At 63.7% G+C, this 16,722-nt stretch carries 15 protein-coding genes; 7 read left to right on the top strand and 8 right to left on the bottom strand.

All coding sequences use genetic code 11. The features are described from left to right. Window positions 1-17 precede the first annotated feature (17 nt). Together NX862_RS08585 and NX862_RS08580 are read left to right on the top strand one after the other, a co-directional pair. On the top strand, window positions 18-884 hold the full coding sequence (locus tag NX862_RS08585) for a branched-chain amino acid aminotransferase (protein ID WP_264493493.1): 867 nt from the start codon (window positions 18-20) through the stop codon (window positions 882-884). Between the two features lie 136 nt (window positions 885-1,020). Beyond that, entirely contained in the window at window positions 1,021-3,021 is a 2,001-nt protein-coding gene (locus tag NX862_RS08580; protein WP_264493492.1) for an aldo/keto reductase, read from the top strand. On the opposite strand, the gene NX862_RS08575 is transcribed toward NX862_RS08580, so the two are convergent. From NX862_RS08575 to NX862_RS08550, 6 genes are all read right to left on the bottom strand, one after another. Beyond that, the gene (locus tag NX862_RS08575; protein ID WP_264493491.1) at window positions 3,018-3,434 is read right to left on the bottom strand and encodes a DUF1294 domain-containing protein; all 417 of its coding nucleotides are present in this window, start codon (window positions 3,432-3,434) and stop codon (window positions 3,018-3,020) included. The genes NX862_RS08580 and NX862_RS08575 overlap by 4 nt on opposite strands. A 43-nt stretch (window positions 3,435-3,477) precedes the next feature. Then, window positions 3,478-4,476: a dimethylarginine dimethylaminohydrolase family protein gene (locus tag NX862_RS08570; protein ID WP_264493490.1), complete on the bottom strand. Its 999-nt coding sequence runs from the start codon at window positions 4,474-4,476 to the stop codon at window positions 3,478-3,480. A gap of 57 nt (window positions 4,477-4,533) precedes the next feature. Next, entirely contained in the window at window positions 4,534-6,348 is a 1,815-nt protein-coding gene (locus NX862_RS08565) for a methyl-accepting chemotaxis protein (protein WP_264493489.1), read from the bottom strand. 1 nt (window position 6,349) lies between these two features. Then, window positions 6,350-7,372, bottom strand: a complete 1,023-nt coding sequence (locus tag NX862_RS08560) for a cytochrome-c peroxidase (RefSeq protein WP_264493488.1) — start codon at window positions 7,370-7,372, stop codon at window positions 6,350-6,352. Window positions 7,373-7,410: 38 nt separating this feature from the next. Beyond that, a complete protein-coding gene (locus tag NX862_RS08555; protein WP_264493487.1) occupies window positions 7,411-8,175 on the bottom strand; it encodes an SDR family NAD(P)-dependent oxidoreductase in 765 nt (254 codons plus the stop codon). 169 nt (window positions 8,176-8,344) lie between these two features. Then, window positions 8,345-8,773, bottom strand: coding sequence for an organic hydroperoxide resistance protein (locus NX862_RS08550; protein ID WP_264493486.1), 429 nt, complete (start codon window positions 8,771-8,773; stop codon window positions 8,345-8,347). Between the two features lie 100 nt (window positions 8,774-8,873). On the opposite strand from NX862_RS08550, the gene NX862_RS08545 reads away from it, so the two are divergent. Next, window positions 8,874-9,299, top strand: coding sequence for a MarR family winged helix-turn-helix transcriptional regulator (locus NX862_RS08545; protein ID WP_264493485.1), 426 nt, complete (start codon window positions 8,874-8,876; stop codon window positions 9,297-9,299). On the opposite strand, the gene queG is transcribed toward NX862_RS08545, so the two are convergent. Beyond that, the gene (gene queG, locus NX862_RS08540) at window positions 9,268-10,308 is read right to left on the bottom strand and encodes a tRNA epoxyqueuosine(34) reductase QueG (protein WP_264493484.1); all 1,041 of its coding nucleotides are present in this window, start codon (window positions 10,306-10,308) and stop codon (window positions 9,268-9,270) included. The two genes, NX862_RS08545 and queG, sit on opposite strands and share 32 nt — an antisense overlap. A 142-nt stretch (window positions 10,309-10,450) precedes the next feature. On the opposite strand from queG, the gene clpB reads away from it, so the two are divergent. Continuing rightward, window positions 10,451-13,063 (top strand): ATP-dependent chaperone ClpB, encoded by a 2,613-nt coding sequence (gene clpB / locus NX862_RS08535; RefSeq protein ID WP_264493483.1) that lies wholly within the window; start codon window positions 10,451-10,453, stop codon window positions 13,061-13,063. Window positions 13,064-13,199: 136 nt separating this feature from the next. On the opposite strand, the gene NX862_RS08530 is transcribed toward clpB, so the two are convergent. Further along, entirely contained in the window at window positions 13,200-13,679 is a 480-nt protein-coding gene (locus NX862_RS08530; RefSeq protein WP_264493482.1) for a fasciclin domain-containing protein, read from the bottom strand. 136 nt (window positions 13,680-13,815) lie between these two features. Here NX862_RS08530 and NX862_RS08525 point away from each other — a divergent pair, with 136 nt between their 5' ends. The 3 genes from NX862_RS08525 to NX862_RS08515 are packed head-to-tail and all read left to right on the top strand — an operon-like array spanning window position 13,816 to window position 16,526. Beyond that, on the top strand, window positions 13,816-15,000 hold the full coding sequence (locus NX862_RS08525) for a cation:proton antiporter (protein WP_264493481.1): 1,185 nt from the start codon (window positions 13,816-13,818) through the stop codon (window positions 14,998-15,000). 54 nt (window positions 15,001-15,054) lie between these two features. Further along, window positions 15,055-15,933 carry a protein-methionine-sulfoxide reductase catalytic subunit MsrP gene (msrP, locus tag NX862_RS08520; RefSeq protein ID WP_264493480.1) on the top strand — a complete coding sequence of 293 codons (879 nt, stop codon included), beginning with the start codon at window positions 15,055-15,057 and terminating at the stop codon, window positions 15,931-15,933. Next, window positions 15,933-16,526 carry a protein-methionine-sulfoxide reductase heme-binding subunit MsrQ gene (locus NX862_RS08515; RefSeq protein WP_264493479.1) on the top strand — a complete coding sequence of 198 codons (594 nt, stop codon included), beginning with the start codon at window positions 15,933-15,935 and terminating at the stop codon, window positions 16,524-16,526. The genes msrP and NX862_RS08515 overlap by 1 nt, the downstream gene beginning before the upstream one ends. The last annotated feature ends 196 nt before the right edge of the window (window positions 16,527-16,722 follow it).

Raw genomic sequence — 16,722 nt, 5'->3', positions numbered from 1 at the left:
CAAATCAGGAGGGCTTGATGGAAGATTTTGACGACCGTGACGGGCTGATCTGGATGGACGGCAGGCTGGTGGAATGGCGGCAGGCGAAGGTGCATGTGCTGACCCATGCGCTGCATTACGCCAGCGCGGTCTTCGAGGGCGAGCGCAGTTACGGCGGGCGGATCTTCAAGTCGACCGAACATTCGCAGCGGCTGCTTTTGTCGGGCGACCTGTTGGACATGCCGGTGCCCTATTCGGTCGAGCAGATCGACGCGGCCAAGGCCTTGGTTTTGCAGGTAAATGGGCTGACCGATGCCTATATCCGCGCCATCGCCTATCGGGGGGCAGGGGCCGAGATGGGGGTGGCGGCAGTGTCGAACCCGGTGCGGCTGGCCGTGGCTTGTTGGACTTGGGGCGCCTATTACGGCGAGGCGAAGTTCAAAGGCGCGAGGCTGGACATCGCGAAATGGAAGCGGCCTTCGCCCGATACGATCCCTTCGGCGGCCAAGGCGAGCGGGCTTTACATGATCTGCACCATGTCGAAACATGCGGCCCTGGCGCGCGGGTTTAGTGATGCGGTGATGTTCGACTATCGCGGCTATGTCGCGGAAGCCACTGGCGCCAATATCTTTTTCGTCAAGGATGGCGAGGTTCACACGCCCTTGGCCGATGCTTTCCTGAACGGGATCACGCGGCAAACGGTGATCGGGATGCTGCGCGATTTGCAAATCGTGGTCCATGAGCGCCACATCCTGCCCGAGGAGATGGAGGGGTTCGAGCAGTGCTGGCTGACCGGCTCGGCCGCGGAAATCACGCCGGTGGGCGAGATCGGGCCCTATCGGTTCGAGGTGGGCGCGCTGACGCGGCGGGTGGCTGCGGAATATGACCGGCTTGTGTGGGCCTAGCGGGCCTTTGAAGGGGGGATCGACCCCCCTTCAAAGGCTTTGGCGCGGGTTGCCAATGGTCTGCTAAAATTTACTAAAACTTTCTTCCTTCGGTGCGGGGCGGCTGCTAGCATGTCAGCAACGAGGGAGGATCATCATGACAATTCGCTGGGGAATCATCGGCCCGGGCTCGATCGCGAACAACTTCGCGGATGGGCTGGCGCAGTCGACGTCGGGCAAGCTGGTGGCGGTGGCAGGGCGCGATGCCGCGCGGCGCCAAGCCTTTGCCGGGAAATATGGGCTGACGATAGAACATGAGACCTATCAAGGGCTTATGGCGGACCCGGGAGTGGACGCGGTCTATATCTCGACCCCGCATCCTTGGCATGCGGAACTGTCGATTGCGGCTTTGCGGGCGGGGAAACATGTGCTGTGCGAGAAGCCTGCCGGGATGAATTCGGCCGAGGTCGTGGCGGTTTGCGAAGTGGCGGCGCAGGAGGGGCGCTTCTTCATGGAGGCCTTCATGTATCGCTGTCATCCGCAGATCGCGCGGGTGCTGGAGATCATTGCCTCGGGTGAAATCGGCACGCCGCGCCATATCCGGACGCAATTTGGCTTCAATGCGCCCTATCGCGCGGGCTCGCGGCTGTATGAGATGGGCTTGGGCGGCGGCGGGATTCTGGATGTCGGCGGCTATCCGGTGTCTTTGGCGCGGTTGATCGCGGGGGCGGCAGAGGGCAAAGGCTTCGCCAATCCGACGGTGGTTCGGGGCCATGGCGTGCTGGCGGAAACCGGCGTTGATGCGGTGGCGCATGGGATTTTGGGCTTTTCCAGCGGATTTGTGGCCGAAATCGCGGTGGCGGTGGCGCGGAACATGGATAATTCCGCGCTGATCACCGGCGATCTTGGCACGATCCTGATCGCCGATCCTTGGGTTCCGGGGCGCAATGTCGGGCCCTCGACCACTTCGGTGACGGTGACGGTTGGCGGGACCTCTCGGGTCGAGACGCTGGGTGATCATCGGATGCTTTTCGCCTTTGAGGCCGAGGCGGTTTCGGCGACGATTGCGGCGGGTGGCGTGCAAGGTGTCCATCCGGCGCCGACTCATGCCGATTCCATTGGCAACAACGAGACCCTGGACCGTTGGCGCGCAGAGGTCGGCTATCGGACCTTTGCCGAGCAACCGGCCACGAACCGGAAAACGCCGGGGGTGCTGCCGAAAGGGCTGGCCTCGATCCCGAAAGCGGCCCTCGCGGGGGTGAATCTGCCGGTGTCGAAGCTAATCCTGGGTTGCGACAACCGCAACACGGTGGCCGAAGGCGCGCTGGTTTGGGACGCGTTCATGGAGGCCGGGGGCAATGCCTTTGACACCGGTTTCGTCTATGGCGGCGGGCTGCACGAGAAGGTTTTGGGCGACTGGATTCGCGCGCGGGGCGTGTCGCGTGAGGTCGTTGTGGTGGCGAAGGGCGCGCATACGCCCTATTGCAACCCCGACTCCATCGGCGCGCAGCTGGAGATTTCGCTCGACCGGCTGGGGTTGGACTTCGCGCCGATCTATATCATGCACCGCGACAACCCCGGGGTGCCGGTGGGCGAGTTCGTCGATGCGCTGAACGTGTTGAAGGCGCGCGGGCGCATCGGCATCTTTGGCGGGTCGAATTGGACGCCGCGGCGGATGGCCGAAGCCAATATCTATGCGACGAAACATGGGCTGCAAGGCTTCGGGGTTTTGAACAACAACCTGTCGTTGGCAGTGATGGAAAAGCCGGTCTGGGCGGGCTGTGTGACCTCTAACACACCGGAAACGTTGGGGTTCCTGCGGAGAGGGGGCTTGGCGCATCTGTCTTGGTCGTCCCAGGCGCGGGGCTATTTCCTGCCCGAGGACCTGCGCAACCGTCTGCCCGCCGATACCGCGCCCGAGACCTGCTTCGGGTCACCGGCCAACGCCGAGCGGCGGCGGCGGGCGGAGCTTCTGGCGGCAGAGAAGGGGGTTTCGGCCCATAACATCGCGACGGCTTGGGTCTTGTCGCAAAGCTTCCCGAGCTTTGCGCTGATCGGGCCGCGTTCGCCGGGCGAAATCGTCTCGACCCTCGCCGGGGCGGCTTTGGAGCTGTCGGCGGCCGAGGTCCTGTGGCTGAACCTGGAAGGGACGCGCTAGCGGGAAATCCAGGCCTCGGAGTTTCCTCCGGGGCCGAACTTCCGGGGCAAGGTGGTTGTGTCATCTGTCACGGACTGATCGGGCCCATGGATCATCCTGTCCCAGCGGCCAGATTGGTCGTCCGGCGCAAAGACGGCGAGAACGATGATGATCGGTGCTGGCAGGATCGCAAGGTTCAGCTGCGTCCGAAAGGGCTCTTTCCTCGTCTTGTGGCGGAACCTGGTTTGGGCGGCCTTTGCGGCAGGCCAGCCGCCAAGCATCGCAAGAAGCAAGAGACGGCTTTCAGGGATGCGCCACATTTTCGCAAGGGCGCGCTGCTTGTCCGTATAAAAAGTTATATAAGTCAGAAGGTTGATGGCCAAAAGCCAGATGGCCGCAAGGGCTGTCACGGAAAGGGAATGGGTCAGGCTCATCGCGACAACAAAGGCGATGAGCCTGACCGAATTGCGGCGCTTTCTAGACCTTGTCGCGGATCAGCGGTGTGGTCGAACAATGCAACCCGCCGCCGTTTTTGTGGACGGCGGCATAGGGCACCGTCGTCCAGGTGACGCCGCTGGCAGCCAGGCGGTCGAGCGTGCGGTTGGTTGCGCCCTCGGGGATCAGCAGTTTTCCCGGTGCGATGGCGATGGAATTCACGATCCAAGGGTCATCGCCGGGGTCGGTCTCGATATAGCGGATGCCGCGGCGGGTCAGTTCCTCCAGAAAGGAATAGGGCAGGCCCATCGGGTTGAGGATCGCAAGGTCGCGGTCGATCATCAGGAAGCTGACGTCCAAGTGGATGTCATATCCGGTCAGTTCGACGATCAGAAGCTCGACCCCTTGGCGGGCCAAAACCTCGCCCACCTGTTCGGCACCCTCGCGGTTGACGCGGACGCCGACGCCGATAGCGCAGGTTTTCTCGTTCAGCCAGGCGAAAGAGCCGCCCTCCATGATGCCGCTGCCCGAAATAGTGCGCAGGATCGGGATGCCGAGGCGGGCCAGTGTGCGGGTGATCGCCAGTTCCTCGCCACGACGGATGCGCGCCCCCATGCGGCAGACGATGGCGCCGCCCTTCACCATGATCAGCGGGTCGCGGGTATAGACCTGTTTCAGCCGATTGCCGGCCTCGCCATCGACGAAATGGACCTCGACGCCCTCGGCCTGAAGCGCTGCGACATAGGCGTCGTGCTGCGATTGCATCAGGGGAATGTCGGGCGGCGTGTCGGATTGGAAATACCAGCCGACCGCCGGATCGCCATAAGAACCGATTTCGGCCAGACGCTTGGCCGGATCGACCACGTTCATCTCGGTCCCGGGGCGGTGCATCAGGATAGAGCGGATGCGGCCGACGTCATTGTCGATGCCCCAGACCTTGCCCCAGGTGTGCAAAAGCTCGGCCTCGTCTTCGAAGGGCGGCTCGGCACCGGCGGCAAAGGTCTTGATCGTCTGGGTATAGATCCAATGCGGATTGGTCATGGGGCACCTCTTTCTGGTGCCAACTTAGGCGGCGGCGGGGGGCGTGGAAAGGGGGCCTCAGGCTGAAAGCGCCATGGGCTGCCGTTCCGTCGCGGGCTCGGTGGTGAAATAGGCGATGAGCTTGTTCAGCCGCCCGATCTCGGCCATCAGCCCATCGACGGCCGCCGCCGAATCCGAAGCGAGGCGTGCGTTCAGCCCGGTTTCGTGTTCAAGACTGGTGACGATGTCCGAAACCGCGTTGATGCCGGCCGATTGCTCTTTCACCGCGGTGGAGATCTGGCCGACAGCTTCGACCACCTGGTCGACAGATTCGTGGATTTCGACCAACGACCGACCCGTCGCCTCGACGAATTTCACGCCATTTCCGACATTGCGGGTCGATTGGCCGATCAGATTCTTGATCTCGGACGAGGCTTCGGCCGCTTTGTTGGCCAGCATCCGCACCTCGTGGGCGACGACGGCAAAGCCCTTGCCGACATCGCCCGCCCGTGCGGCCTCGACCGCGGCGTTTAGCGACAACAGGTTGGTCTGGAAGGCAATGTCATCGACATAGCCGGTGATCTCATTGATTTGTCGCGCGTTTTCCGACACGAGCCGGATGGCCGAGATCGCCTCGTTGGCGACGCTGCCGCCATTGACCGCGGCGCCCGACGTGCCCTCGGACAGCTGAGTCGCGCGGGCCGCATTGCCCGCATTGGCATCGACCGTCGCCGAAAGCTCTACCATCGTGGCGGCGGTTTCGTGCAGGCGTTCGGCCTGACGCGTCGCCCGCGAGGACAGATCGCGCGCGCCGTTCTGGATCGGCTGCAGCTCGACCCGGATGCGTTGCGCGGTTTCCTTGATCTGGATGACCAGCTGGGTCAGCTTTTCGCCGGTTGAGTTGCCGTCGCGCTGCAGGTCGGCAAAGACGCCGTGGTAATCCCCCGCCATCCGCGCCGAAAGATTGCCCGCCGCATAGTCGCGCAGGACGGCAGAGATCGCGCCCGTCGCCCCCTCGACCGCGGCGAAAACTTGGTTCAGTTGCGCCGCGATGCCGCGCAAGTCTTCCTGACTGGCGGTTTCTTCGATCCGGACGGTCAGGTCCCCCGCCGCCGCCGCCATTGTGGCGCGACCCAGGGCGGCCTGGAAGGCGGAAAGCTCTGACTCCAGGCTTTCGGCAGCCTGACGCATCTGCGCCACCTCGTCGCGCGATTTCGCCGGACCGCCAACCCCGGACATGGCCCGCAAACGATGCGCCACCTGCGCCACCGAGCGCGCCACCCGGCGGGAAAAGAACAGCACGATCCCCGACACGACGACAATCGCCCCCAGCATCAGCGCCGCCGTCACCAGAAGTTGCGCCCGCATGTCGTTGCGCGACTTGGTCACATAGGCGTTTGCATCGGTCTGGGCGATCCTTGCGATCTGGATGGCCTGGGCCAGAACCCCTTCCGCCTCGCGTTGCAGCAACTCGCGCGTTGGAATCTCCGTCGCGGAGGTAAAGCCCAAAAGCAGCTTGGCCTGTTCGACCCATCGGGTCTTTGCCGTTTCGAAATCCGCGATGGATTGCTCCATCTGGTCGGAAAGCGCGGCCGATTTCATCGCGTTGACCGAGGTGTCGATCAGCGCCGTCGTGATGGTGAACTCCTTGCGCACCTTGGCGATATCCACCAATTCCGTCATGTTCGCCACGCCTTCGACGACATCGGTCGCATCGTTCAGGCCCTGGGTCAGCGAATTGGCCGCGTTCAGCGCATTCAGCGAGGCGGACAGGACCTTGTCCTTTTCCAAAGAGATGGCCCAAGCAGTATAGCCCATGCCAAGACAGCCCGCGATGGCGGTCAGGCCCAGCAACAAGATCACGATCAGAAGGCGGGTCTGGATGGAAAGCATGTCAGTTCGCCGGCAAAACAGGGGTGGAAACGTCGCTGGATTCCTCGGTCAGGCTGTCCAGAAAGGCGATGATCGCCTTGGAATCGGCCTCCGAGAGGGTGATTTGCGCCATGGACGGGCTTAGGCTGTCGCGCTGCCGCACCCCTTCGGCATAGTGTTTCAGCACCGCCGTCAGGTCGCGCAAGGTGCCGTCATGCATGAAAGGCGCACGCAGGGCGATATTGCGCAGCCCCGGCGTCTTAAAGGCCTGGCCGTTCAGCGGGTCGGACGGGTCAATGGCCAGGCGCCCCGCGTCCTTGCCGGGCAAGCCGATGTCATGGAACAGATTGTCGGTGAAATTCCACCCGGTATGGCAATTCGCACAGCCCGCTGGGCCGATGAACAGCTCGAACCCCTTGCGCGCTTCGGCAGAGAGGGCGTTCTTGTCCCCCTCGACCCAACGATCAAAGGGCGACCAACCTGACACGACCGTCCGTTCAAAAGTGGCAATCGCGCGCAAAACCGTCGCTTCGGTCATGCCTTCCTTGGGGAAAAGCTTGGCAAAAGCCTCGGCATATTGCGGAACGCGGGTCAGGCGGGACACCACCTGATCCATTGTGGCGTTCATTTCGGCTGGATTGGTGATCGGACCCTTGGCCTGATCCTCCAGCGTGGCGGCGCGGCCATCCCAGAACAGCGGCGAGATCCATGCCGCGTTCAGCACCGTCGGCGCATGGCGGCCCAGCGGCGTATTGGCCGATCCGATGGCGCGGGCAGCCGGCGCCTCCCATCCAAAAGAGGGGTTGTGGCAGGACGCACAGCTGAGGTTCTGCCCCCCCGACAGCCGCGGATCAAAATACAGCATCTTGCCCAGGGTCGCGATGCGCGGATCATAGGGCGCATCGGCAGGGAATGGGATCGTCATCGGCCGCCGATAGGTCTGCAGCACCTCGGGCGAGACTTCGGCACCCAGCGAAGTCGCCATCAGGCACAGGCTTAGCGCAAGCAGGATCAGCCGCATCCCCGATTCCCCATCTGTTTCCATGAAACCTAGGGGTCGCCGGTGAACAATCCGCTAACGCTTCAGACCGCGGAGAAGCCGTTGTCGACGAACAATTCCGTGCCGTTCACGAATTCCGCATCGTCCGAGGCAAGGTAAAGCGCCGCGCGCGCGATATCCTCGGGCAGGCCGAAACGCCCCTGCGCGGCCTTCATCGCGGCCTCGGAGACATCGACGCCCAGGGCCGTCAGATCCGCCACTTCGCGCCGCCCATGCGGGGTCAGGATAAAGCCCGGGCAGACCGCATTGCAGCGGATGCCGCGGTCGCGGAACTCGACCGCGATGGCCTTGGAGAACATCGCGCAGGCCGCTTTGGTCGCGTCATACAGCACCTCGTTCGGGGTGGCATAGAACCCCGAGATCGAGGCGGTGCAAACGATGGCGCCGCGTCCCGCCTCCAACATCATCGGCAAAACTTCCTGCGTCATCAGATACATGGACTTGACGTTGACGGCGAAAAGCCCGTCCCAATCCTCCTCGGAGGTCTCAAGGAAGGGTTTGATGACAATCGTCCCGGCATGGTTGAACAGCACGTTGACCGGACCCAGAGCCGCACGGACAGCCGCCACGGCGGCCTGAACCTGGTCGCGCCGACTGACATCGGCCGCGGCAAAAACCACCCGATGCCCCGCCGACTGCAATTCCGTCGCAAGCGCCGCGCCCGCCGCCGCGTTGCGGTCGATGATCCCCACCGCCGCGCCTTCGGCCGCAAACAGCCGCACCGAAGCTTCCCCGATCCCGGTGGCCCCGCCCGACACAATCGCCACCTTGCCCGCAAGACGTCCCATCGTCACCTCCTGTTTCCCCACAGGATACTCACCACCCTCCAAAAGAAAAGAGGCGACCGAAGCCGCCCCCTCCTTCATCTTTTCATAAATATCCCACGGGGGTGCGGGGGTGTGAAACCCCCGCTCTTCGGGTGGGTGCGGGGGTGTGAAACCCCACTGAGGGCAAGCCTCAGGCGACGACGGTCGAGACCGCAACACCACCGCGCGAGAAATGCGAATAGGGGCAGATGAAATGGCCGCGCTCGGCGATCGTTTCGGCCACGGCCTTGTCGACGCCCGGCATTTTCACCTCCAGCGTGATGGCCAGCCCGAAGCCGCCATCATCGCGCGGGCCGATGCCGACCTTGGCGGTCACGGTCGCATCTTCCGGCACGGTGCCCAGCTTTTCCGACTGCGCGGCAAAGCGCATCGCGCCCAGATAGCAGGCGGCATAGCCCAAGGCGAACAGCTCTTCGGGGTTATGCCCCAGGCCCGAGCCGCCCAGTTCCTTGGGTGACGCCAGCGTTACGGTCATCTGGCCATTCGCCAGCTTGGCCAGACCATTGCGCCCGCCGCCCGTGGCAGTGGCTTCCGTCCAATATTTCGGATCGACCGACATTTGCATCTCCTGCGATTAAATCGTTAGCGATGGAATATCCCCGCCCCGCGATTCGGTCAACCCCCTTGCGATCTAATCGCGCGCGATTTATTCAGGGCGCATGAAAGCCCTCACCCTTCCTGACATGATCTGCTTTGCGCTGTATTCGGCCAATCACGCCATGCAGCGCGTCTATCAGCCGCTGCTTGCGCCCTTGGGCCTGACCTATCCGCAATTCCTGGTCCTGATGGTCTTGTGGGCAGAGGATGACCGCACCGTCGGCGACCTTGGCCGCGCCCTGGGGCTGGAGTCCAACACCCTGACGCCGCTTCTGAAACGGATGGAGAGCCAAGACCTCCTCGCGCGCGCGCGCGATAATAAGGACGAACGGCAGGTTCGGGTGACGCTGACCGACAAGGGGCGCGGGCTGCAGGCGCACTCTGCGGGGGTTGCCAGCTGTATCTTCGACGCCTGCGGGCTGGAGGTCGAACGGCTGACCGCCTTGCGCGATCAGGTCACGGCTTTGCGGGATCGGCTAGCCGGCTAAGTGCCCAATCCGCGGCCTCGGCCACTGTGGGATCAGGGTCGGCGCGCAGGGCCCTGGCCGCAGGGGCAAGCCGCGGGTCGCCCGAATTTCCGATGGCATACAGCACGTTGCGCACCATGCGGTCCCGACCGATCCGCTTGATCGGGCTGCCGGCAAAGCGCGCCCTGAAGCCGGCATCGTCCAGCGCCGCCAACTCGGCCAGAGGCGGATTGCCGGTCCGCGCGGCATAGCCGATCTCGCGCGCCTCGGCGGCGAATTTGTTCCACGGGCAGGCGGCAAGGCACAGGTCGCAGCCGTAAATCCGGTTCCCCAGCCCCTGACGCAGGTCAAGGTCCACCGGCCCCTTGTGTTCAATCGTCAGGTAGGAAATGCAGCGCCGCGCGTCCAACTGGTAGGGCGCGGGGAAGGCCTTGGTCGGGCAGGCGTCCAGACAGGCGGTGCAGGACCCGCAATGCGAGACCTCTGCCGCATCATTGGGCAGGTCCAGAGTGGTAAAGATCGCGCCCAGAAAGAACCAGTTCCCCAGATCGCGCGACAAAAGGTTCGTATGCTTGCCCTGCCAGCCCAGACCCGCGGCCTGAGCCAGGGGCTTTTCCATCACCGGGGCGGTGTCGACGAAAACCTTGATCTCGCAAGGCTCCCCCGCCTTTTTGGCCTGATCGACCAACCAGCCGCCAAGCCGTTTCAGCCGCCGTTTGACAAGGTCATGGTAATCCTTGCCCTGCGCATAGCAGGAAATCTCGCCGTGGTCGGGGGGCGTCGGGGACCGGTCCGACGGGGTATAGACCTCGGCCAGCATGATCACCGACCGCGCTTGGGGCCACAGGGCGGCGGGGTTGCCGCGCCACTCCATCCGCTCGGCCATCCAGCCCATCTGGCCATGCGCGCCATCCGCGACGAAAGCCGCCAGCCGGTCCGCCGCCAAGGGGATCGCATCGGGCGCACAGATGCCCATGGCAGAAAAGCCTTCGGTCAGCGCCCGGGCGTGAAGACGGGATTTCAAGGTCATTCCCACGGCATAGCACGGGAAAATCTGCTCTGCGACCATTTGACGGTCTTGCAGGGGGCGTCACACCATCCCAGATCAAGGATGAGGCCGCAGGATCGTGCCATGATGGGCGATCCGAAGGTGCTTGAACGGGAGAACACCCATGAACCTTGAGAAATTCACCGAACGCTCGCGCGGCTTTTTGCAGGCGGCGCAGACCATCGCGATGCGGGAAAGCCACCAGCGGCTTGCGCCCGAACATCTGCTGAAGGCCCTGATGGATGACGAACAGGGCCTGTCGTCCAACCTGATCCGCCGCGCCGGGGGCGAACCTTTGCGCGTGACCGAGGCTTTGGACCTGGCCCTGGGGAAGCTGCCCAAGGTGACGGGCGACGCGCAGCCGTTCACCGATCCGGGCCTGGTCAAGGTGCTGGACGAGGCCGAAAAGGTCGCCAAGAAGGCCGGCGACAGCTTTGTGCCGGTCGAACGTATCCTGATGGCCTTGTGCCTTGTGACCTCGGCGGCGAAGGCGGCTTTGGATGCGGGCGCGGTGACGGCGCAAAAGCTGAACGCCGCGATCAATGACATCCGCAAGGGGCGGACGGCCGATACCGTCAGTGCCGAAGAGGGCTATGACGCGCTGAAGAAATACGCCCGCGACCTGACCGAGGCGGCGGCTGAGGGCAAGATCGACCCGATCATCGGGCGCGATGACGAGATACGGCGCACCATGCAGGTGCTTTCCCGGCGGACCAAGAACAACCCGGTGCTGATCGGCGAGCCCGGCGTGGGCAAGACGGCGATTGCCGAGGGCCTTGCCTTGCGCATCGTCAATGGCGACGTGCCCGAAAGCCTGCGGAACAAAAAGCTGATGGCTTTGGACATGGGGTCTTTGATCGCCGGGTCGAAGTATCGCGGCGAGTTTGAGGAACGCTTGAAGGCGGTGCTGAACGAGGTGACGTCGGCGGAAGGCGAAATCATCCTGTTCATCGACGAGATGCACACTTTGGTGGGCGCGGGGAAATCGGATGGCGCGATGGATGCGGCCAATCTGATCAAACCGGCTTTGGCGCGGGGCGAGCTGCATTGCGTCGGCGCGACCACCTTGGACGAATACCGCAAGTATGTCGAAAAGGACGCGGCCTTGGCGCGGCGGTTCCAGCCGGTGATGGTGTCCGAGCCGACGGTGGAGGATACGATCAGCATCCTGCGCGGCATCAAGGAGAAGTATGAGCTGCACCACGGCGTGCGGATCGCGGATGCGGCCCTTGTGGCGGCGGCGACCCTGTCGCACCGCTATATCACCGATCGGTTCTTGCCTGACAAGGCGATCGACCTGATGGACGAGGCCGCCTCCCGTCTGCGGATGGAGGTCGACAGCAAGCCCGAGGAACTGGACGCTTTGGACCGCCAGATCCTGCAACTGCAGATCGAATCCGAGGCGCTGAAGAAGGAAGACGACGCGGCCTCTCGCGACCGGCTGGAAAAGCTGGAGAAGGAGCTTGCCAACCTGCAACAGGCCTCGGCCTCGATGACGGCAACCTGGCAGGCCGAGCGCGACAGTCTGGAAAAGGCGCGGGATATCAAGGAACAGCTGGACCGCGCCAGGGCGGAACTGGACGGCGCCAAGCGCGAGGGCAACTTCGCCAAGGCCGGCGAGCTGCAATACGGGCGCATACCCGCGCTGGAAAAGGCCTTGGCCGAGGCCGAGACGCGGCAGGGCGAGGCGCTTGTGTCCGAAGCCGTGCGGCCTGAGCAGATCGCGGAAGTCGTCGAACGCTGGACCGGGATCCCGACCTCCAAGATGCTGGAGGGCGAGAAGGAAAAGCTGCTGAAAATGGAAGAGCAGATCGGCAAGCGGGTCGTGGGGCAACGGGCGGCGGTGACGGCGGTGTCGAACGCGGTGCGGCGCGCAAGGGCCGGGCTGAACGACGAGGGGCGGCCGCTTGGCAGCTTCCTTTTCCTTGGACCGACCGGTGTGGGCAAGACCGAGCTGACCAAGGCGCTGGCGGAGTATCTGTTTGACGATGATAGCGCCATGGTGCGGATTGATATGTCCGAGTTCATGGAGAAACATGCCGTGAGCCGTCTGATCGGCGCGCCGCCCGGCTATGTCGGCTATGACGAGGGCGGGGTTTTGACCGAAGCCGTCCGCAGGCGGCCCTATCAGGTTGTGCTGTTTGACGAGGTGGAAAAGGCGCATCCGGATGTCTTTAACGTGCTGTTGCAGGTGCTGGATGATGGCGTCTTGACCGATGGTCAGGGGCGGACGGTGGACTTCAAGCAGACGCTGATCATCCTGACGTCCAACCTGGGGGCCTACGCCCTGTCACAGCTGCCCGAAGGCGCCGATCCTGCCGGAGCGCGTGCCGAGGTGATGGACGCCGTCCGCGCCCACTTCCGGCCCGAGTTCCTGAACCGTCTGGACGAGACGATCATCTTTGAACGCCTGGGCCGCGGGGATATGGGCGCCATCGTCGATATCCAGCTTCACAAGCTGGAAGCCCGTCTGGCCGCCCGCAAGATCACGCTGGAAACCGACGCGGCGGCGCGACAGTGGCTGGCGGATGAGGGTTACGATCCGGTCTATGGCGCAAGGCCGCTGAAGCGGGTGATCCAGCGCCATTTGCAGGATCAGTTGGCCCAGATGATCCTGGGCGGTGAGGTTCTGGACGGGTCCACCGTCACGATCTCGGCCGCGCCGGATGGCTTGGTGATCGGCGACCGTATCGTGCCCTCGGCCAAGGAAAGGCCGGTAGAGGCGCGGGTTCACTAAGGGCGCAAGCCCCCCGGGCTGCAGGGCCCAAAAGAACGGCGGACCAGCAGGTCCAAATGAAACGGGGGGCGCCAGAAGGCTCCCCCCGTTTTGCTTTGGCGGGCCGGGATGGCCCGCCGGTTTTGTAGCGAACCGCTTACATCGGCGGCAGGATCACGCTGTCGATGACGTGGATCACGCCATTGGTCGCCGCGATATCGGCGGTCGAGATCACCGCACCGTTGACCTTGGCGCCGCCTTCCAGCGTGAAGGTCAGCTCGCCGCCCTGCACGGAGGCGGCTTTCATGCCCTCGGTCAGGTCTGCGGCCATCACTTTGCCGGGGACGACGTGATAGGTCAGGATGGCAACCAGCTTGTCCTTGTTTTCCGGCTTCAGCAAGTCTTCGACCGTGCCAGCGGGCAGGGCGGCAAAGGCGGCGTCGGTCGGCGCGAAGACGGTGAAGGGGCCGGGGCCTTTCAGCGTCTCGACCAGGCCCGCGGCCTGAACGGCGGCGACGAGCGTGGTGAAATTGCCCGCGCCGACGGCGGTGTCGACGATATCCTTGTCCTGCGCGAAGGCCGGAGCCGAAAGCATGGCAACCGAAGCGGTCAGGGCGAGGAAGGTTCTGCGGATCATGGGGTCACTCCATATCTGCCGGGATTGGCACGGAGTTTACGCGGCCCGTTAACCGGCGGTTCACAATCTGCGGCTGAACTTGTCGTGACCTGGGCGTGATTGACCTTGGGCCGCAGCGCGCTAGGGTGCCGCGATCATGACCCATAACGAAACCCTTCTGGCCGCGCTGTTCATCATCTTTGCCCTGCCCTGGGGGGTCTGGCGGCTGTGGGGCAAGGTCACGCTGCCCTTGGTCGTGGTGCAGATCGTCGGTGGCGTGCTTCTGGGCCCCGGGATATTCGGTGCCCTGGCGCCCGAGGCGCATGGCGCGATCTTTACCCCGCAGGTCATCGGCGCCCTGAATGCGCTGGCGCTGTGGGCGGTCACGATCTTTGTCTTTATCGCCGGGCTGGAGCTGGACATGTCCGAGGCCTTGGCCAATCGGCGCGATACCGGCGTGGCGGCGGGCTTTGCCCTGGGCGTGCCGCTGATGCTGGGGACGGTTGCGGGTTGGGTTCTGGTGCATAGCCCGGGTTGGGTGGGGGCGGCGGGCCATCCCTGGCAGACCGCCCTTGGCATCGGCATGGCCTGCGCCGTCACCGCCTTGCCGATCCTGATTCTGTTCCTGGATCAACTGGACCTGCTGCGGCGGCCTTTGGGCCAGCGCGTCTTGCGCTATGCCTCGTTGGATGATGTGGCGATTTGGGCGGTTCTGGCGGTGATCTTGATGGATTGGGGACAGGTAAGCCGCCAACTGGGCTTTATGCTGCTTCTGCTGACGCTGTCGCCCCTGGTCCGGCGCCTGGTGCCAAGGCTGAGGGCGGGCGACCGCTGGCCTGTCGCCCTGATCTGGATGATCGCCCTTGCGCTGGTCGCCGATTGGGCGGGGCTGCATTTCATGGTGGGCGCCTTCCTGGCCGGCGCCGTGCTGGAGGCACGTTGGTTCGATGTCACCCGCGTTGACCGCCTGCGCGAGGCCTGGCTTCTGGTCATGATGCCGATCTTTTTCCTGTCGACCGGCCTGCGCACCGGATTCGAGTCCGGGGGCTGGGTCGTGCTGGCGGCGGCGGCCCTGTTGTTGGTCGTCTCGGTCGGTGGCAAGCTGTTGGGCGTCTGGGCCGCGGGGCGGGTGCTGGGCTGGGGGCCAGAGACCTGGGTGATCGGCTGGCTGTTGCAGACCAAGGCGCTGATCATGATCATCTTCGCCAATATCCTGCTGGACAAGGGCGTGATCTCGGCCACGGCCTTTACCGCGCTGCTGTTGATGGCGGTGGGATCGACCGTGCTGACCATGCCGGTGGTGACGCGGCTTCTTTCACAAGACCGTGACGGAATGACATGAAACAAACGGCGGTTTTCAACGTATCGTCTTATGACCCCATAGGAGGAACCGCCGATGAAGACCCCCCGCTGGTCCGATGTGACCCCCGAAGCCCTTTACCTGAACCGCCGGCAGATCATGGCGGGGGCGGCTGCGCTTAGCCTGGCCCCGCAACTGGCCCGGGCCGAGGCTCTGACGCCGAACACCTATGAAGAGATCACCGGCTACAACAACTATTACGAGTTCGGCACCGGCAAGGAAGACCCCGCCGCCAATGCCTCGATGCTGACGACCTCGCCCTGGACGGTGAAGGTCGATGGCATGGTGGACAAGCCGGGCGATTATGACCTGGGCGAGCTGCTGACCGGCCTGACGGTCGAAGAGCGGATCTACCGGTTCCGCTGTGTCGAAGCCTGGTCGATGGTGATCCCGTGGCAGGGCGTGACGCTGGCCAGCCTGTTGAACAAGATCGGCGTGCAGTCCGGCGCGAAATACGTGGCCTTTGAAACTCTGGTCCGGCCCGAAGAGATGCCGGGGCAGAAGATGGGCATCCTGGAATGGCCTTACCGTGAGGGGCTGCGGCTGGATGAGGCGATGCATCCGCTGACGCTCTTGGCGACGGGGATCTATGGCAAGCCGATGCCCAACCAGAACGGCGCCCCGATCCGCCTGGTCGTGCCGTGGAAATATGGCTTCAAGGGTGTGAAGGCGATCGTCCGGATCTCTTTGACCGATCAGATGCCGCAGACGACCTGGAACATGATGGCGGCGAACGAATACGGCTTCTATGCCAACGTGAACCCGACGGTGGATCACCCGCGCTGGAGCCAGGCCTCCGAGCGGCTGATCGGCGCCGGGCTTTTGGCCGGTCGTCAGGACACGCTGATGTTCAACGGCTATGGCGACGAGGTGGCCAGCCTTTACGCAGGCATGGACCTTGCGGTGAACTACTGATGGACATGCTGAACGCAGGACTGCGGCGGCTTCCGACGTGGAGCCTCTATATACTGGGGGTGGCGATTGCTGCCTGGGTCATCGTTCCCGGGCTGCAGGCCATCGACCCCGTGCGGGATATCGAGAGGGGGCTTGGCCTTTGGGCGGTGCGGGTCCTGCTGTTGAGCCTGATGATCACGCCCCTGCGCTGGGTGGGGGTGAACGCCCTGCGGTTTCGGCGTCAGATCGGTCTGGTCGGCTTTGGCCTTGTGGTGGTGCATCTGCTGTCCTGGCTGGTCCTGGATATGGGCCTGCGCTGGGAGCAGATCGCGGCTGACCTGATCAAGCGGTGGTATATCATGATCGGGATGGCCTCTTTCCTGCTGCTGATCCCTCTGGCAGTGACGTCGAATGACCGCTCGATCCGCTGGCTGCGCAAAAGCTGGGGGCGGCTGCACAAGCTGGCCTATCCGGCGGCAATCTTGGCCGTTGTGCATTTCATCATGGTGCAAAAGGTCTGGACGGCCGAGATTCTGATCTATGCCGCGATCCTTGCGGCGCTTCTGGGGGCGCGGGTCTGGAAGTTCGGGCCGAGTCGGGTGGTTTGGGGTTAAGGCCCGCTGCGCGCGCGAAAGAAAGTTGCCGAAAAAGGGCTGACCAATTGGTTAAGATTTCGTCAACCATCGGATTTTGAAGAAAAATCGGGAAAAGCAAAGAAAATGCGACAACGGGTGATTTTTCCTCTTGCGGGTTTTGTGACCTGGGCCTAAACACCGCTTCACCGAACGACGGTAGCGACGGAACGAAGCG

This window comes from Stagnihabitans lacustris, assembly GCF_025950525.1.
Taxonomy (GTDB): domain Bacteria; phylum Pseudomonadota; class Alphaproteobacteria; order Rhodobacterales; family Rhodobacteraceae; genus Stagnihabitans.
This window is presented reverse-complemented; position numbering and strand designations above follow the sequence as displayed.